Consider the following 15,818-nt stretch of genomic DNA (forward strand, 5'->3'; position numbering starts at 1 on the left):
CCGCCGGCCCCGGTCAGGCGCCGACGTAGGCCGCGAGGTGCTCGCCGGTGAGGGTGGTGCGGGCGGCGACGAGGTCGGCGGGAGTGCCCTCGAAGACGATCCGGCCGCCGTCGTGGCCGGCGCCGGGGCCGAGGTCGATGATCCAGTCGGCGTGTGCCATGACGGCCTGGTGGTGCTCGACGACGATGACCGACTTGCCCGAGTCGACGAGCCGGTCGAGCAGGCCCAGCAGTTGCTCGACGTCGGCGAGGTGCAGGCCGGCGGTCGGCTCGTCGAGGACGTAGACGCCGCCCTTCTCGGCCATCTGTGTGGCCAGCTTGAGCCGCTGCCGCTCGCCGCCGGACAGCGTGGTGAGCGGCTGGCCGATGTTGAGGTAACCCAGCCCGACGTCGGAGAGCCGGCCGAGGATGCGGTGCGCGGCCGGCGTGCGCGCCTCGCCGTCGCCGAAGAATTCCTCGGCCTCGGTCACCGACATCGCGAGCACCTCGCTGATGTCGCGGCCGCCGAGGTGGTAGTCCAGTACCGCTGCCTGGAACCGCTTCCCCTCGCACTCGTCGCAGGGGGTCGCGACCCCGGCCATCATCGCCAGGTCGGTGTAGATGACTCCGGCGCCGTTGCAGTTGGGGCAGGCGCCCTCGGAGTTGGCGCTGAACAGTGCCGGCTTCACCCCGTTGGCCTTCGCGAACGCCTTGCGGATCGGGTCGAGCAGTCCGGTGTACGTAGCCGGGTTGCTCCGGCGCGAGCCGCGGATGGCGCCCTGGTCGATCGACACCACCTGTTCGCCGGCGGCCCCCGACTGTCCGGGCAGCGAGCCGTGCACGAGCGAGCTCTTGCCGGAGCCGGCGACCCCGGTGACGACGACGAGCACCCCGAGCGGGACGTCGACGTCGACGTCGCGCAGGTTGTGCGTCGTCGCGCCGCGGATCTCCAGCGTGCCGGTGGGCTTGCGTACCGTCTCCTTGACGGCGGCCCGGTCGTCGAAATGGCGGCCGGTGACGGTCCCGCCGGCCCGCAGTCCCTCGACGGTGCCCTCGAAGCAGACGGTGCCGCCCGCCGCACCGGCGCCGGGGCCCAGGTCCACGACGTGGTCGGCGATCGCGATCGTCTCCGGCTTGTGCTCGACGACGAGCACCGTGTTGCCCTTGTCCCGCAGCCGCAGCAGCAGGTCGTTCATCCGCTGGATGTCATGGGGGTGCAGGCCGATGGTGGGCTCGTCGAAGACGTAGGTCGTGTCGGTGAGCGAGGAGCCGAGGTGGCGGATCATCTTCACGCGCTGCGCCTCGCCGCCCGACAGCGTGCCCGAGGGACGGTCGAGCGAGAGGTAGCCGAGACCGATCTCCGAGAACGAGTCGAGGGTCCCCTGCAGTGCCGCGAGCAGCGGCGCCACCGACGGCTCGTCGAGGCCGCGGACCCATTCGGCCAGGTCGCTGATCTGCATGGCGCAGGCGTCGGCAATGTTGATCTTGCCGATCCGCGACGAGCGGGCCCCCTCGCTGAGCCGGGTGCCGTCGCACTCGGGGCAGGTGGTGAAGGTGACCGCCCGCTCCACGAACGCCCGGATGTGCGGCTGCATCGCCTCCTTGTCCTTGGACAGGAACGACTTCTGGATCTTGGGGATCAGTCCCTCGTAGGTGAGGTTGACGCCCTCGACCTTGACCTTGGTCGGCTCCCGGTAGAGGAAGTCGTGCATCTCCTTCTTGGTGAACTCGCGGATCGGCTTGTCCGGGTCGAGCAGGCCCGACTCGGCGTAGACCCGTACGGTCCAGAAGCTGTCCGACTTCCAGCCGGGGATGGTGAACGCTCCCTCGGCGATCGACTTGGAGTCGTCGTAGAGCTGGGTGAGGTCGATGTCGGAGACCGAGCCACGGCCTTCGCAGCGCGTACACATGCCGCCGGTGCGCGTGAAGGTCCGCTTCACGGTCCTGGTCTTTTCGGTGCCGCGCTCGACCGTGACCGCACCGCTCGCCCGGATCGAGGCCACGTTGAAGGAGAACGCGTTGGGCGAGCCGATGTGCGGAACCCCGAGCCGGCTGAAGAGGATGCGCAGCATCGCGTTGGCGTCGGTGGCGGTGCCGACCGTGGAGCGCGGGTCGCCGCCCAGCCGCTGCTGGTCGACGATGATCGCCGTGGTCAGCCCGTCGAGTACGTCGACCTCCGGACGCGCCAGCGTCGGCATGAAGCCCTGCACGAAGGCGCTGTAGGTCTCGTTGATCAGCCGCTGCGACTCCGCGGCGATCGTGCCGAAGACCAGTGAGCTCTTGCCCGAGCCGGAGACACCGGTGAACACCGTCAGCCGCCGCTTCGGGATCTCGATGCTGACGTCCTTGAGGTTGTTCACGCGCGCGCCGTGCACGCGGATCAGGTCGTGGCTGTCGGCGACGTGCGGCGCAGACGACTGCGTGTCCGTCCTCCTGGCCATGCTCATCGTGTCTCCATCTGTTACGCGGGGCCGCGCTGCGCGGCCTCCGTCGGCGTCGCCTGGCTCGATTCAACCAGCTTCAGTCGGTACATCCCGTTCTCACCCGCTTCGGCCCCTGGAGCCTCCCGGCCCCGGCCGTGCGGGCGAGCCGGGCGGCACTCATCGGTCCTGGAGCAGCCCGAGGACGTTGCCGTCGGGGTCGGTGACGGTGGCCACGAGACGGCCGCCACCGACGTCGTGCGCGGGCTCCTTCACGGTGGCGCCCGCGGCGGTCACCTCGGCGAGCTTCGCCTCGATGTCCTCCACGTGCCAGTAGGCCACCGGCGAGGTCATGCCCTGCGGTCCACCGTTCGGCACCAGACCGATGTGCTGGCCCCCGGCCTCGAAGCCGACGTAGTAAGACTCGTCGGTCTGCGGCGGTACGCCGAGCAGGGCGGCGTACACGTCCTTGGCCTTGGCCAGGTCGGAAACGGGATGCAGAACGGTCTTGATCCCCTGGGTCGAAGAGCTGGTCATCGTCACTCCTGAAGTCGTGGGTCCGGTCGGGACCGCCCGTCCGCAAGACGGACGGACGGGGGGTCCGGAGGCCGTCCGGCTCGATCGTCCGGCCCGGTGACCTCCAGGACGCCCACGCTAGCCGCGGCTCGGCGGCCGGGGCTTCTCGATTCCTGATCGGTCGGTCGCGTTCGCCTTCTGGAGGACGTGCACCGGGCAGATGTCGGCCCGTACCGGTCAGGCCGGCTTCTCCTTGTGGAATGCGCGTCGGTAGCTGTCGGGCGGGACGCCGACGACCCGTTTGAACTGGCGCCGCAGTGTCGTGGCGGTCCCCATGCCGGTGGCCAGGGCGACCGCCTCGATGGTCTCGTCGGTGGCCTCCAGCAACTCCTGGGCGCGGCGTACGCGCTGGGTGATGAGCCACTGGATGGGAGTCTGCCCGATCACCGAGTGGAACTGCCGTCCGAGATTGCGCGGGCTGGTGTTCGCCTTGCGCGCCATGTCGGTCACCGTCAGCGGCTGGTCCAGCCGCTGCTGGACCCAGGCCAGTAGCTGGGCGAGCGTGTGGTCGCCCGAGACGTGCACCGGCGTGGCCACGAACTGGGCCTGACCGCCGGGCCGGTGGGGCGGCATGACGAGGCGACGGGCGACGGAGTTGGCGACGGCGGCGCCGTGGTCGAGGTGGATCAGGTGCAGGCAGAGGTCCACCGCGGCGGCCTTGCCGGCAGCGGTGAGCACGCTGCCGTTGTCCGTGTACAGCACGTCCGGGTCCACCACGGCCCGCGGGTGGCGTGCGCTCAGCTCCGCCGCGTGCGCCCAGTGGGTGGTGGCCCGTCGGCCGTCCAGCAGGCCCGCCGCCCCGAGCACGAACGCCCCGGTGCACAGGGAAGCGATCCGGGCACCCGCGGCGTGGGCCGCGCGCACCGCTTCGATGACCTCGGCCGGCGGCGGATCGTCGATGTCGGCACACGCGGGCACGATCACGGTGTCGGCTCCGGCCAAGGCCTCCAGCCCGTGGTCGGGCTCGACCACGAAGGGGCCGACCCGCGCCGGCCCGGTGCCGCATAGCAGTACGTCGTACCAGCCCTGCGTGGCCTCGCGCGGGGGATTGCCGAAGATCTCGTAGGCCACGGCCAGCTCGAAGTGCAGCAGGTCACCGGCGGTCAGCAGCGCGACAGTGGGCATGTCCGAAAGTGTACGTGTGATGTCGTTCCGGACCATCACGGTCGGGTCCGGGCTGCCACGAGACTGGGTTCATCAGCACATCGAGAGCGGGGGAACCATGAGTACATCGGCTGCAGTTGTGGTCTACGGGGCGACAGGGCACACCGGTCGCTTCGTCGTCGCCGAACTGCGCAGGCGCGGCATCGCCACTGTCATCTCCGGCCGCGACGCTGCCCGGTTGGAGGCGCTGGCCGCCGAGTGGCCGGGTGTGGTGGTGCGGTCGGCCACCGTGGACGACGCGAGCTCACTGGACCGGGCCCTCGCCGGCGCTGCGTCTGTCATCAACTGCGCAGGTCCGTTCGCGGTGACGGGAGGACCGGTCGTCGAGGCGGCCCTGCGTGCGGGGATCCCGTACATCGATGTCGCGGCGGAGATCGAAGCGAACGTTTCGATGTTCGCCGACCATGCGGAAGCAGCCCGAAAGGCAGACGTCCCCGTGGTGCCGGCGATGGCCTTCTACGGTGGATTGGGCGATTTGCTGGTGACGGCGGCGATGGGGGAGTGGACCACCGCGGACGCGGTGCACGTCGCGTACGGGTTGACCAGCTGGCATCCCACGGCGGGTACGCGGGCGGCCGGTCAGGTGTCCCACGAGCGTCGCGCGGGCCGTCGGGTGCGGTTCGCGGACGGCGCGCTGCAGTACCACGACGACAAGGCGTCAGAGCTGGAGTGGGACTTTCCGGAGCCTCTCGGCCGACGAGCGGTGATCGCCGATTTCACCATGGCCGATGTCGTCACCGTTCCCAGCCACCTGGCCGTACCCGCCGTACACACCCACATGAGCGTCGAAGCCGCGAGGGACCTCGCCGACGAGGGCACGCCGTCGCCGGAGCCGGTCGACGGCCTGGGGCGGTCGGACCAGACGTTCGTCGTCGACGTCCTGGTCCGCGCGGGTGACGTCGAGCGTCGCGCCACGGCCCGGGGCCAGGACATCTACGCGGTCACCGCACCGCTGGCGGTGGAGGCCGTCCAGCGCGTCCTGGCCGGACGGACGCGGACGACGGGGGTGGCCTCGGCCGGCGCGATGTTCGACGCGGCGGACTTCCTCCGGGCGCTGGCCCCGCACGTGTCGGTCGAGCTTCCGCACTGACCGGCCGTACGAGGATGGGGCCGTCACCAGGGGCTATCGGTCCTCGGCGGCGTTCTTCGCGGTCTGAAGGGCCTGGTTGGCGATGGTGATGGCTTCTTGATCGTGGCCCGCCGCCTTCGCCGCCTGGGCCTGGCTGAGGGACACACGGAGCAACTCGACGGTGTGTTCCGGCAGGGTGGTCGAGGCGACGGTGTCTTCCAGTTGCCGGATGATGCCGGTAGCCAGGTCCTCGGACATGGGGCCGTCTCCTCTGTCGCAGATCAAGGTCATGCGACGGTGCCACGGCGCAGGGTGCAGAACAAGGCGCCTTGCGGACGGACCACTCTCATGCGCGACCTGAGGTGGTTTCCCCCTGCCCCGGGGTTTCCCGCCGGCGGGAGCGGGGCCCTCAGAGTCGCGGCAGGCCGCTGGTGATGCGGTTCCACACGGAGCGGGTGGCTCCGAAACCGGTCTCGTGCACCCAGACGTGGGTGCAGCCCGGGCACTGCAGGTGGAGCAGGCTCCCGGTGTTGGACAGCATGTAGCGCCAGTGCCGTGAGCAGCTCCGGCCTTCCCCGCACGGCGCGCACTCGCGGGTGTCGAGACAGTTGGGGCAGGGAACCCAGGCGCGGCGTCCGGGGTCGGCCTGCGGGTCAAGGGGCAGCATGGCCGCTCCCGCGCCGGGGGAGCACATGGGCCGCGACCAGGTCGTCGTACAGGCGCTGCTGCTGCTCGTCGAGACCGGAGTACAGCAGGTCGTACGCCGCCTCCTCGCCCTGCAGCACCTCGATCGGGTCCCAGTCGGGGCCCAGAGCGGCCATCACCTGAGCCCGTCGGAGCACCTCCTGGGAGGTGAGGTCGACGGCGAAGTCGATCAGCCCCGGGGCGGGCGGGCGCGGGTCGGCGGGGTTGCTGGGATCAGAGGGCGGAGTGGGCTGGGCCATGAGGCAGAACTTAGGTAGGCCTTCCTTTCCGGGTCAAGGGAGGGTGGGCGGATTCACATCGGCCGCCCCGGGCGGAGCCCGCCGACAGGGCGGCGGTGAGCGCGCCGTCCGCGTACGAGGCCGCTATCCGCGCCAGATCTTCTCGTACGCCTCGCGGTAGCCGGACGGGTCCCAGGACGTGGCACCGCCGCTGTTCTCGGCCGTGGCGACGTGGACGGGGGCGACGTAGCCGCTGGCGGGCCGGCCCGCGAACGCGCGATTGAACTCGTCGACGATCTGCCAGCCCTGCTGGGACAGGGGCTCGGGGACGGTCGCGGCCTGGAACTGCTTGCTGTTGATGCGCTGGAAGGCGGAGGGGTCGCCGTCGCCCGCGCCGATGTTGAAGGGCGGCCCGGACCCCGGTTTGCCGGCCGCGCGGAGCGCCGGGGCGGCGTCGGCGAAGTAGAGATCGTTGATGGCGACGGAGTACGTCCACTCGTCCTGGAAGCGGGACAGGAGGGAGGACACCTCCTGGGGGGTGCGGCTGCTCGCGTCCGGGATGGGGATGTTCACGTACGCCAGGAGCCGCACGCCGGAACAGGTTGCCAGCTCGCGCTTGATCAGTTCGGCCTTGTTCCTGGCGAACGGGATCGAGTCGTCGGTGAAGAGGACGGTTCCGGCGCTGCCCTTGGACCGGGCGATGATCCAGTCCGCGCTGATCTTCGCCACGTCCTCGACCTTCGTGGTGATGTTGGTGAAGAGCTCGGGCTTCTCGCTCGGGCCGGGGGAGGCCACCGCGTGCCAGCCGATGAGCGGGATCCCCGCCGCCTGGGCCCGGGCCACCTGCTGCGAGGTCAGACCGGGATCGAAACCGCCGATGACGATGCCTGAGGGCTTGAGGGTGATCGCCTGGCTGAGCGCGGCCTGGATGCCGGCGGGCGTGCCCTCTCCGTCGATCACCCGGACCTTCCAGCCGGTGATCTTCGCCGCTTCCTCGACGCCCTTGGCGACGCCCGCGACACCGGGGTTGGTCATGGTCTGCGCGACGTAGACGACGGTTCTGTCGGGAACCGCCGCGGGGCCCGTGGTGGGGCCGGTCCACGACGCATCGGTGTTCTCGGCCTGCCGGACGGCGGTCTCGGCCTTCGCCTGGGTGGCGGGGCAACCGGCGTCCGACGGCCCGGTGCCGGCCTGTGGGCCGCGCTCACAGCCGGCCACCAGGGCGGCGGCTGCCGCGAACAGGGCTGCGGCTGTGACGGTGGTCTTGCGGTTCGAGTACACGGTGCTCCTGACGCGGGTGCGCGTACGAAGTGTTCGAGTAGGGCTCTAAGGGCTCTGGCGGCTCTGGGGGCGGCTGTCCGCGGGGGAGCGGCGGGTCGCGGTGGCGCCGCCGCGCAGGCGGCGGCGGGCCTCGTAGCCGGCCAGGCCGACGGCGATGAGCAGGGTCATGCCGTTGAACAGCGGCGTGGCCCAGAACTGGGCGCCGAGCTGGCCGATGCCGGCGAGGCCGACGGCGAGGACGGCGACGGCCACGAGGGTGCCGAGCGCGTTGGCACGGCCGGGTCTGACCGTGGTGGACCCGAGCAGCGCACCGACGAAGGCGGGCAGCAGGTAGTCCAGCCCGACGCTCGGGTTGCCGGTCTGCTGCTGGGCGGCGAGCAGCACCCCGGCGAAGCCGACGACTAGGCCCGATCCGGCGAAGGCGTAGACGGAGTAGGTGCGGGTGGGGATGCCGATGATGCCGGCGGTGCGCGGGTTGGAGCCGATGACGTACAGGTACCGGCCGAGCGGCAGCCGCTCCAGAACCACCCAGAGGACGGCCGTGATGGCGAGGACGTAGAAGGCGGGCAGCGGCAGGCCGAGGAATCTGGAGTCGTAGACGTCGGTGAAGGAGGCAGGCAGGCCGGCCGGGCCCGGGACGATCCGGGTGCCGTCGGTGATCCAGCCGGTGCAGGCGTACATCATGCTGCCGGTGCCGAGCGTGGCGATGAAGGAGTCGATCTGCCCGAACTCGACGATGACGCCGTTGAGGGCGCCGGCCACCACGCCTCCGAGGACCACCGCGAGGCAGGCGAGGGGCCAGGGCCAGCCCTCGTTGACGATGAGCTGCATGACCATGACGTGCGCGAGGCCCAGCCCGTAGCCGATGGACAGGTCGAACTTGCCGGTGGCGATGGGGATCGTCGCGCCGAGAGCGAGGATCGCGGGGATGGATTGGTTCGAGAGGATCGAGGAGATGTTGTCCCGGGTCGGGAAGGTGCCGGGCAGAGCGAGGGAGAAGACCAGGAAGAGCAGGGAGGTGAGGGCCAGGAGGCCGTAGGTGCCCAGGAGATGGCCGTGCAGGCGGTCGGCCAGGGACCGGAGCGAGGGAGGGATGGTCATCAGCTCGTAGCGGTTCCGGTGACGGGGGGCACGGCCGAAGCGGTCCGGGTGAGTTCGGTGACGGTGAGGGCGTCGCCGGTCAGCTCGGCGCTCACGGTCCCGCGGACGAAGACCAGAGCGCGGTGGCACACCTTGACGACCTCTTCGAAATCGGTGGAGATGAGCAGGACCGCCAGGCCGCAGGCCAGCGCGTCGTCGAGCAGCCGGTAGATCGTCGCCTTGGCGCCGACGTCCACGCTGGCGGTCGGCTCCTCCAGGATGAGCAGGCGCAGGCTCCCCCGGAGCGACCGCCCGACCATCACCTTCTGCTGGTTGCCTCCGGACAGGGTGGCGATGGGCACCTCGCTGTCGCGGGGGTGCACCGAGAACCGGTCGATCAGCGCGGTGGCTTCGGCGCGCTCGCGCCGCGGGCTGATCCAGCGCAAGGCGGGCACGCCGGCTGCCCGGGGGTTCGCCAGGAAGTTCTCCCGTACGGTCAGTTCGGCCGCGCAGCCTTCCTCCTGACGGTTGCCCGCCACGAAGCCGACGCCGGAGGCGAGGGCCTCCGAGACCGTACGGGGGTGGTACGGCAGGCCGTCGAGCAGTGCCCGGCCGCCGAGGACCGGCCGGGCGCCGGCCAGGGCGCGGCCCAGGTCCATGTGGCCCGCGCCGGTCAGACCCACCATGCCGAGGATTTCGCCGGCCCGCAGGTCGAGGCTGACCTGTTCGGTGTACGCGGTGCTCAGGCCGTCGAGACTGAGGAGGGGCGGGCCGGCGGCGCGCACGGCGGCCGAGGTGGTGGTGGCGGGGGCGTATTCGGCCGGTTCGCGGCCCACGATGGCGCGCACCAGGCGGGCGGGGTCGTATCCGGCGAGCGGACCCCGGTCGACCAGGCGGCCGTCACGCAGGACGGCGAACGTGTCGGCGACCTCGTACACCTCGTCGAGCCGGTGGCTGACGTAGAGGATGCCGTGTCCGCGGTCGCGCAGGGCGTGCAGTACGTCGAACAGCCGTGCGCAGTCCTGGGCGGGGAGGGTGGCGGTCGGCTCGTCGAGGACGATGAGCTCGGCCTGTCTGGCCAGGGCGCGGGCGATGGCGACCAGCGAGCGCTCTGCGGGGGCGAGGTCGGCGATCCGGGCGTCGGCGTCCAGATGCCCGGCGACGATCCGCAGGGCCTCTTCGCAGCGCACTCGGGCCTGCCGCCAGGAGACCAGTCCGCAGCGCCGTGGGTAGCCGGTGCCCAGGGCGATGTTCTCGGCCACCGTCATCCACTCGACGAGACCGAGATCCTGGTGGATGAAGGACATGGCGCGGGTGGCGCCGTGGGAGCCGAGCGGGTGCCCGGCCACCGTCACCTCGCCCTCGTCGGCGTGGTGGATTCCCGCGAGCACCTTGATGAGGGTGGACTTCCCGGCGCCGTTGGGGCCCAGCAGCGCGAGGACGCTGCCCCTGTGGATGTCGAGGTCGACCGAGGCAAGCGCGAGGGTGCCGCCGAACCGCTTGCCGAGACCGCGCACGCGGACGAGTGGTTCTCCGTCGAAGCGCGAGGGCGAGGGCGAGCCCGCCGAGGTGTCGGGAGCGTCATGCACAGACTTCTCCGGGGGTCGGCCTCCGAGTTCTTCCCGACTGCATGAGGGATTCTATGTGGATCTGTCACTGTATGTCCGGCATTTGCGCCCCTCCCGAATGCGCCGGTCGCAGGTCACGCGGCGTCCAGGCTGCACTCCGCCCAGATGACCTTGCCGTCGGTGGTGTAGCGGGTGCCCCAGGCCTGGGCGAGCTGCGCGACGAGGAACAGGCCACGGCCGCCCTCGTCCGTGCTGGCCGCATGACGCATGCGCGGGGCGGTGCTGCTGGCGTCGTGCACCTCGCAGATCAGGGTGCGGTCGCGGATGAGGCGTACCCGGATGGGCGCGGTGCCGTACCGGACGGCGTTCGTGACCAGCTCGCTGAGCAGCAGTTCCGTGGCGAAAGCGGACTCGTCCAGCCCCCACTCGCTCAGGCGGCTCACGGCAGCGGCACGGACGTCCGAGACGAGGGCCGGGTCGGAGGGCAGTTCCCAGGTGGCGATCCGATCGGAGGGCACGGCGTTGGTGCGGGCGACGAGCAGTGCGATGTCGTCGCCGGGATGCTCGGGTGCCACGGCGTCGAGGACCGCTTGGCAGGTGTCCTCCGGAGCGCGGTCCGGGTGGGCCAGTACGAGGCGCAGCTCGTCGAGGGCCGCGTCGACGTCGCGATGGCGGTCGTCGAGGAGTCCGTCGGTGTAGAGGACCAGCTGGCTGTGTTCGGGGAGGTGGATCTCGGCTGATTCGAAGGGCAGACCGCCGAGGCCGAGAGGGGGCCCGGCGGGCAGGTCGAGGAGCGTCACGGTGCCGTCGGGACGGACCAGCGCGGGCGGAGGGTGGCCGGCGCGGGCCATGGTGCACAGCTGCGAGGTGGGATCGTAGATGGCGTACAGGCAGGTGGCGCCCACGATGCCGGTGCTGCCGAAGGGGGGATTGTCCCCGTCCTCCTCCCGGTCGAGGCGCACCATCAGGTTGTCCAGGTGGGTGAGGAGTTCGTCGGGGGCGAGTTCCAGTTCGGCGAAGTTGCGTGCGGCGGTGCGCAGCCGGCCCATCGTGGCGGCGGCGTGCAGCCCGTGGCCGACGACATCGCCGACCAGGAGGGCGACGCGGGTGCCGGAGAGGGGGATGACGTCGAACCAGTCACCGCCCACTCCGGACTCGGCGGGCAGGTAGCGGTGGGCGACCTCGACGGCCCCCTGCTCGGGAAGGCCGCGCGGCAGCAGGCTGCGTTGCAGGGACAGGGCCAGGGCGTGTTCGCGGGTGTAGCGGCGGGCGTTGTCCATGCACAGGGCTGCGCGGGCGGCGAGTTCCTGGGCCAGTGAGCGGTCGTCGTCCCCGTAGGGTGCGGGGTCCTGCGAACGGTAGAAGCTGGCGATGCCCAGGAGGACGCCGCGGGCGAGCAGGGGGACGGTGATGAGCGAGTGGATGTTGTGGGCGAGGAGGCGTTCGGCGTGCTCGGGGTCCTGGGAGATCCAGCCGAGGGCGGCCTTCAGGTCGGGGTCCAGCACGGGCTCCCCCGTGTTCAGGCAGCGCATGTGGGGCGTGGCCGGCTGCAGGGTGATCTGCTGTCCCACCGGGTAGAAGGGGCAGTCCTCGCGGATGCCGTGAACCACCGTACGGTGCATTTCGGCGGTGGGCTCGTGGGACTCCTCGCCGCGTAGCACGGCCTCGGGCAGGTCGATGGTGACGAAGTCGGCCAGGCGCGGGACCGCTGTCTCGGCGAGTTCCCAGGCGGTGCGGCTCACGTCCAAGGTGGTGCCGATGCGGTTGCTGGCTTCGGCCAGCAGCTCCAGGCGACGTCGTGCCGCGACGGCGTACTTCCCCACCTCCGGCTCGCCCACCAGCACCAGCCCTCTGACCATCCCGTCGGCGGAGTCGGCGGAGTCGGCGATGCGCGGTGCGCCGGGTGTACGGACCGTCGTCGGCGCCGGACCGGGTGTGACGCGGGGGCTCCGCCCCGGCGGCGGGACGTCGTGGGCGGGCGTCGGGGCGGGGGCGTGCCGCTCCGAGTCCTCGGGGATGAGCGCCTCGATGACGACGCCCTCCACCCCGGAGGTGCTCGTCACGGGACGGCTCACGAGGGTGATCCGGCGGTCGTGGGACAGCAATACCTCGACAGCCGCCCGGTGGGCCGCGGACATCAGCTCGGTGGCCTTCTGCTTGAGGAGCATCTGGTCGTTCTGGTCCAGGTCGCTCTGGAGCAGCTCGTCCATTCCGAGGGGGTACCCGTTGTGTGCGCCCTCGCTGATCCGGGCACGGCTCCCGGCGTCGAGGTAGGCCTGCAGCAGACCGCGCTCCCGCGCCGAACTCTGCTCCATCAGCCGCCGTTCGATGGCTTCGGCCGCCCTGCGTACCAGGGGGACCAGCGCCGGGTCCGCGTCGGTGTAGGGATAACCGAGGCACAGTACGCCCTCGATGTGACCGCTGATCTGGTCGCGAACGGGGATCGCGGTACAGGCACTTGACTGCGAGCGCTCGGCGAAGTGCTCGGCGCCGTAGACCTGGCAGAGCCGCCTCTCCGCGAGCGTGAGACCGATGCCGTTCGTCCCCGCGAACTGCTCGGCGAACACGAAACCGGGAACGCTCTGGATCGCGGGCAGGCGGGTGACCATGGACTTCTCTCCGAAACGGCGTTCGAGCACCGTGCCGTGCCCATCGGCGAGACTGATGTTCATCCGGCTGCCCGCGAAGATCGATTGCAGCCGGTCGAGGACGGGCTCGGCGGCGCGGACGAGCGGACCCTCCGCGTCGAAGTCCTGGGTGAAAGGAAGCTCGGACTGGTCCGGCGACAGCCCCAGCAGCCGACTGCGCTCCCACGAGCTCAGGATCGGATTTCTCACGCTCCCCTCGACCGACTCGACCGATTCGCCGTGCAGGAATCGGTCACGGGAACGCACGGGGCCGATGCGCTCTTCCACGACCCCCATCTGCACCACTTCCCTCGCCGGAATGGTCCCGATAGCCAGATTTGAGTATATTCCTCACGTTTTCAGGATGAGCAGGGGCGAGCGATCGGCAGGCCGGGCGTCACAGGATCGCGACCGGATTGACGGGTGAGCCGGTCCCCCCGGGGACGTTCAGCGGCGTCACGACGAGCATGAACTCGTAGCGGCCGGCCTCGGCGCAGGCGGCCGAGAGTGATTCGAGGTCGAGGTTGTCCAGCAGTGGCACCCCCATGGCCGTGACAGCGAGCGCGTGGACGGGGGAGTGCAGGCCCTCGACCGGCGACGGCCGTACGTCGCTGTCCCCGTCGGCGCCGAGCAGGGCGATGGCGCGCTCGGCCAGCAACGGCATGGCGTCCACGTGCCAGCCCGCACTTGCCGTGTCGGAGTTCCAGGGGCCGGCCTCCCTGCGGCGGCGGAAGCGCCCGGACCGCAGCAGCACCGCGTCGCCGCCCCCGATCGTCACGTCGAGGGCCTTCTCCGCTGCGACCACGTCCTCGGCGTGCACCGCATGCCCGGGTTCCAGCCATGCGATGCCGAGGGCGACGGGCAGGTCGAGGAGTACGCCCTTGGTGACCAGCGGGCCGAGCGCCGGCACGGCGCCGAAGCGGGCACCGCCGGCATCGATCTCCTCGCGCGCCGCGTGACCGTCGTAGAGTTGCCCTCGGTAGGCGACGTGCGACAGTGCGTCGAGATGGCTCACGCCCTTGCCGTGGTAGTCCACGGCGAGGAAGTCCTTGTAGGTGGACGGTTCCGGGGTCTCCACGTCGCCCAGGTCGGACATGTAGTGCAAGGCGGGCTTCGCGTTGTCCGGTCCGGTCCGGGTGTCCCAGGGCAGTCCCATCGGGACGACCGTGCCGGACCGGATCAGGTCGGCCGCCCTGCGCACGTGGCCCGCTGTCACCCTGTTCCACGCACCGCGGTCGGCTGTGGCCCACCGGCCCCATGCGCGGACCGCCTCGAAGAGTGCGTCGAACTCCTGACGGGAGACGGCGGCCCCGCCGCCGGGACCGGCCGGTGGGGGAGTGGGGGCATCGGCGGGGTTGCTGCTCATGTGTTCTCGGCGCTCCATGGTTCGTACGGCTGTCGGCGCGGGGCGCCGGGCGCTACGGCTCCCGGCGCCGGTGAGATCGAGGGCGGGGTCCGGCGCTTCGCGCGCACGATGCGCCCGGCGCCACCCCGGCCAGGATTCCCGCTCGTGTGCGGCACGGGAACGAGGGCGCGCGGACCTGCCGCCGCAATGTTTCAGCAGTCTCGGCCCGCGCCCTCGCGGCGCTCCCTGTTCGGAGTGCGGTGAGCTCGGCTGCGGCGCACGCTTGACGCAGACCGAACCGGCCCCGCTGAGCGCGCGCGACGCCACACGCTCGACACGGCAGAAGGAGGCCGCTGGTGGCTGAAGCGGAAACCTCGGGACGTACGGCCGGTGCGGTGCGCGGGGTGCTCGCCCCACTCGCGCTGGCCCAGTTCATCTGCAGCTTCGCCGGCTCGAACATGAACGTGATGATCAACGACATCAGCACGGACCTGAACACCACCGTGCAGGGCGTGCAGGTCGCCATCACGATCTTCCTCCTCGTCATGGCCGCGCTGATGATCCCCGGCGGCAAGCTGACCGACCGCTACGGCCGCAAGCAGTGTTTCCTGACGGGCCTGACCGTGTACGGCGTCGGCGCCCTGTTGAGCGCGGCCGCGCCCGGCCTGGGCGTCCTCATCCTCGGCAACTCGATCCTGGAGGGTGTCGGCACCGCGCTGCTCATCCCGCCCGTCTACATCCTCACGACGCTGCTCTTCACGGGAGTGACGTCACGTGCCCGCGCGTTCGGTACCGTCATGGCGCTGGGCGGCGTCGGCGCCGCCGCGGGGCCGCTGATCGGCGGACTCATCACCTCGGCCATCAGCTGGCGGGCGGCCTTCGTGTTCCAGGCCCTGGTGATCGCATTGATCATCATGCTGAGCCGCCGGATCAAGGATCCCCTGCCACCGGATCCCACCCGTCACTTCGACACCGGAGGGGCGGTCCTCTCGGCCGTCGGCCTCATCCTCATAGTCACGGGGATCCTGGCAGCCGACGACAACGTCTGGCTGATGATCGGTCTGATCGTCCTCGGTGCCCTCGTGCTGCTGTGGTTCTTCCGATGGGTACGTGCGCAGGAGCGGGCGGGCAAGGAGCCGCTCCTGTCGACGAGTCTGTTCCGCAACCGCACCTCCAACCTGGGTCTCGTCACGCAGAACATCCAGTGGCTCGTGCTGATGGGGACGTCGTTCGTCGTCGCGACCTACCTCCAGGTCGTCCGCGGATACGACGCGATCCAGACCGGCGTGATCTTCACGGCGTCCACGCTCGGCCTGCTCGTCTCGTCACTGGCGGCCGAACGCCTGGCGAAGCGGTGGGCACAGCGCACGCTCGTCATGACGGGGTTCGTCGTGGTGATCGCCGGAATCGTCGTCCTGCTGGCCGTGGTCAGCGGCTCGCCCAGTGCCTGGGCCTTCGCACCCGGACTGCTGCTGATCGGCCTCGGACTCGGTGTGATGCTGACCCCGTCGGTCAACGTCGTACAGTCGAGCTTCCCGGAGGAGCGGCAGGGCGAGATCTCGGGGCTGTCACGCAGCATCTCCAACCTCGGCTCGTCCCTCGGCACCGCGGTCGTCGGCACCATTCTCGTCGCCGGCCTCAGTACCCACGCCTACGCCGCCTCGATGATCACACTGGCAGCCCTGGGGCTCGTCGGCCTCGCCGCGGCGGCGTTCCTCCCCCGGACCCGGTCGCCTGCTGAGACCGCCTGACCGGTCGGGCCGGCCGAAGCCGGGAAGAGCGCGGCC

13 protein-coding genes are annotated in these 15,818 nt (G+C 70.8%); 2 read left to right on the plus strand and 11 right to left on the minus strand.

Translation table 11 applies throughout. From position 1 onward, the window contains the following. Positions 1–13 precede the first annotated feature (13 nt). From ACFYOB_RS26960 to ACFYOB_RS26970, 3 genes are all read right to left on the minus strand, one after another. On the minus strand, positions 14–2,425 hold the full coding sequence (locus ACFYOB_RS26960; protein WP_388563637.1) for an ATP-binding cassette domain-containing protein: 2,412 nt from the start codon (positions 2,423–2,425) through the stop codon (positions 14–16). A gap of 153 nt (positions 2,426–2,578) precedes the next feature. Continuing rightward, positions 2,579–2,935, minus strand: a complete 357-nt coding sequence (locus ACFYOB_RS26965; RefSeq protein WP_388563639.1) for a VOC family protein — start codon at positions 2,933–2,935, stop codon at positions 2,579–2,581. A gap of 216 nt (positions 2,936–3,151) precedes the next feature. Continuing rightward, positions 3,152–4,099, minus strand: coding sequence for a helix-turn-helix domain-containing protein (locus ACFYOB_RS26970; RefSeq protein ID WP_388563641.1), 948 nt, complete (start codon positions 4,097–4,099; stop codon positions 3,152–3,154). Positions 4,100–4,196: 97 nt separating this feature from the next. Between ACFYOB_RS26970 and ACFYOB_RS26975 the strand changes: the two genes are divergently transcribed. Beyond that, the gene (locus ACFYOB_RS26975; protein ID WP_388563643.1) at positions 4,197–5,228 is read left to right on the plus strand and encodes a saccharopine dehydrogenase NADP-binding domain-containing protein; all 1,032 of its coding nucleotides are present in this window, start codon (positions 4,197–4,199) and stop codon (positions 5,226–5,228) included. A gap of 33 nt (positions 5,229–5,261) precedes the next feature. Here the strand turns inward: ACFYOB_RS26975 and ACFYOB_RS26980 are convergent, their stop codons facing one another. The 8 genes from ACFYOB_RS26980 to ACFYOB_RS27015 all read right to left on the minus strand — a co-directional run bounded on the left by ACFYOB_RS26980 (position 5,262) and on the right by ACFYOB_RS27015 (position 14,052). Next, a complete protein-coding gene (locus tag ACFYOB_RS26980) occupies positions 5,262–5,465 on the minus strand; it encodes a hypothetical protein (RefSeq protein ID WP_388563645.1) in 204 nt (67 codons plus the stop codon). Positions 5,466–5,616: 151 nt separating this feature from the next. Beyond that, positions 5,617–5,874: a hypothetical protein gene (locus ACFYOB_RS26985; protein WP_388563647.1), complete on the minus strand. Its 258-nt coding sequence runs from the start codon at positions 5,872–5,874 to the stop codon at positions 5,617–5,619. Next, complete coding sequence (locus ACFYOB_RS26990; protein ID WP_388563649.1) at positions 5,861–6,151, minus strand: DUF6400 family protein; 291 nt, start codon at positions 6,149–6,151, stop codon at positions 5,861–5,863. Before ACFYOB_RS26990 ends, ACFYOB_RS26985 begins: the two co-directional genes overlap by 14 nt. A gap of 123 nt (positions 6,152–6,274) precedes the next feature. Beyond that, complete coding sequence (locus ACFYOB_RS26995; protein ID WP_388563651.1) at positions 6,275–7,411, minus strand: substrate-binding domain-containing protein; 1,137 nt, start codon at positions 7,409–7,411, stop codon at positions 6,275–6,277. 45 nt (positions 7,412–7,456) lie between these two features. Further along, positions 7,457–8,512: an ABC transporter permease gene (locus ACFYOB_RS27000; protein ID WP_388563653.1), complete on the minus strand. Its 1,056-nt coding sequence runs from the start codon at positions 8,510–8,512 to the stop codon at positions 7,457–7,459. Next, positions 8,512–10,080, minus strand: coding sequence for a sugar ABC transporter ATP-binding protein (locus ACFYOB_RS27005; RefSeq protein WP_388563655.1), 1,569 nt, complete (start codon positions 10,078–10,080; stop codon positions 8,512–8,514). Before ACFYOB_RS27005 ends, ACFYOB_RS27000 begins: the two co-directional genes overlap by 1 nt. A gap of 113 nt (positions 10,081–10,193) precedes the next feature. Next, positions 10,194–12,983, minus strand: coding sequence for a SpoIIE family protein phosphatase (locus ACFYOB_RS27010; RefSeq protein ID WP_388563657.1), 2,790 nt, complete (start codon positions 12,981–12,983; stop codon positions 10,194–10,196). Positions 12,984–13,083: 100 nt separating this feature from the next. Further along, a complete protein-coding gene (locus ACFYOB_RS27015; protein WP_388563659.1) occupies positions 13,084–14,052 on the minus strand; it encodes a cyclase family protein in 969 nt (322 codons plus the stop codon). Between the two features lie 335 nt (positions 14,053–14,387). Here ACFYOB_RS27015 and ACFYOB_RS27020 point away from each other — a divergent pair, with 335 nt between their 5' ends. Then, on the plus strand, positions 14,388–15,782 hold the full coding sequence (locus ACFYOB_RS27020) for an MFS transporter (RefSeq protein ID WP_388563661.1): 1,395 nt from the start codon (positions 14,388–14,390) through the stop codon (positions 15,780–15,782). The last annotated feature ends 36 nt before the right edge of the window (positions 15,783–15,818 follow it).

This window comes from Streptomyces sp. NPDC006463 (genome assembly GCF_042870715.1).
In the GTDB taxonomy this organism is placed as follows: Bacteria; Actinomycetota; Actinomycetes; order Streptomycetales; family Streptomycetaceae; genus Streptomyces.

Excerpts from the sequence above, each read along its gene's own strand:
- ACFYOB_RS26960 (WP_388563637.1), bottom strand. The coding sequence starts at position 2,425 with ATGAGCATGGCCAGGAGGACGGACACGCAGTCGTCTGCGCCGCACGTC.
- ACFYOB_RS26990 (WP_388563649.1), bottom strand. The coding sequence starts at position 6,151 with ATGGCCCAGCCCACTCCGCCCTCTGATCCCAGCAACCCCGCCGACCCG.
- ACFYOB_RS26985 (WP_388563647.1), bottom strand. The coding sequence starts at position 5,874 with ATGCTGCCCCTTGACCCGCAGGCCGACCCCGGACGCCGCGCCTGGGTT.
- ACFYOB_RS27015 (WP_388563659.1), bottom strand. The coding sequence starts at position 14,052 with ATGAGCAGCAACCCCGCCGATGCCCCCACTCCCCCACCGGCCGGTCCC.
- ACFYOB_RS27000 (WP_388563653.1), bottom strand. The coding sequence starts at position 8,512 with ATGACCATCCCTCCCTCGCTCCGGTCCCTGGCCGACCGCCTGCACGGC.
- ACFYOB_RS26980 (WP_388563645.1), bottom strand. The coding sequence starts at position 5,465 with ATGTCCGAGGACCTGGCTACCGGCATCATCCGGCAACTGGAAGACACC.
- ACFYOB_RS27010 (WP_388563657.1), bottom strand. The coding sequence starts at position 12,983 with ATGGGGGTCGTGGAAGAGCGCATCGGCCCCGTGCGTTCCCGTGACCGA.
- ACFYOB_RS26970 (WP_388563641.1), bottom strand. The coding sequence starts at position 4,099 with ATGCCCACTGTCGCGCTGCTGACCGCCGGTGACCTGCTGCACTTCGAG.
- ACFYOB_RS26965 (WP_388563639.1), bottom strand. The coding sequence starts at position 2,935 with ATGACCAGCTCTTCGACCCAGGGGATCAAGACCGTTCTGCATCCCGTT.
- ACFYOB_RS26975 (WP_388563643.1), top strand. The coding sequence starts at position 4,197 with ATGAGTACATCGGCTGCAGTTGTGGTCTACGGGGCGACAGGGCACACC.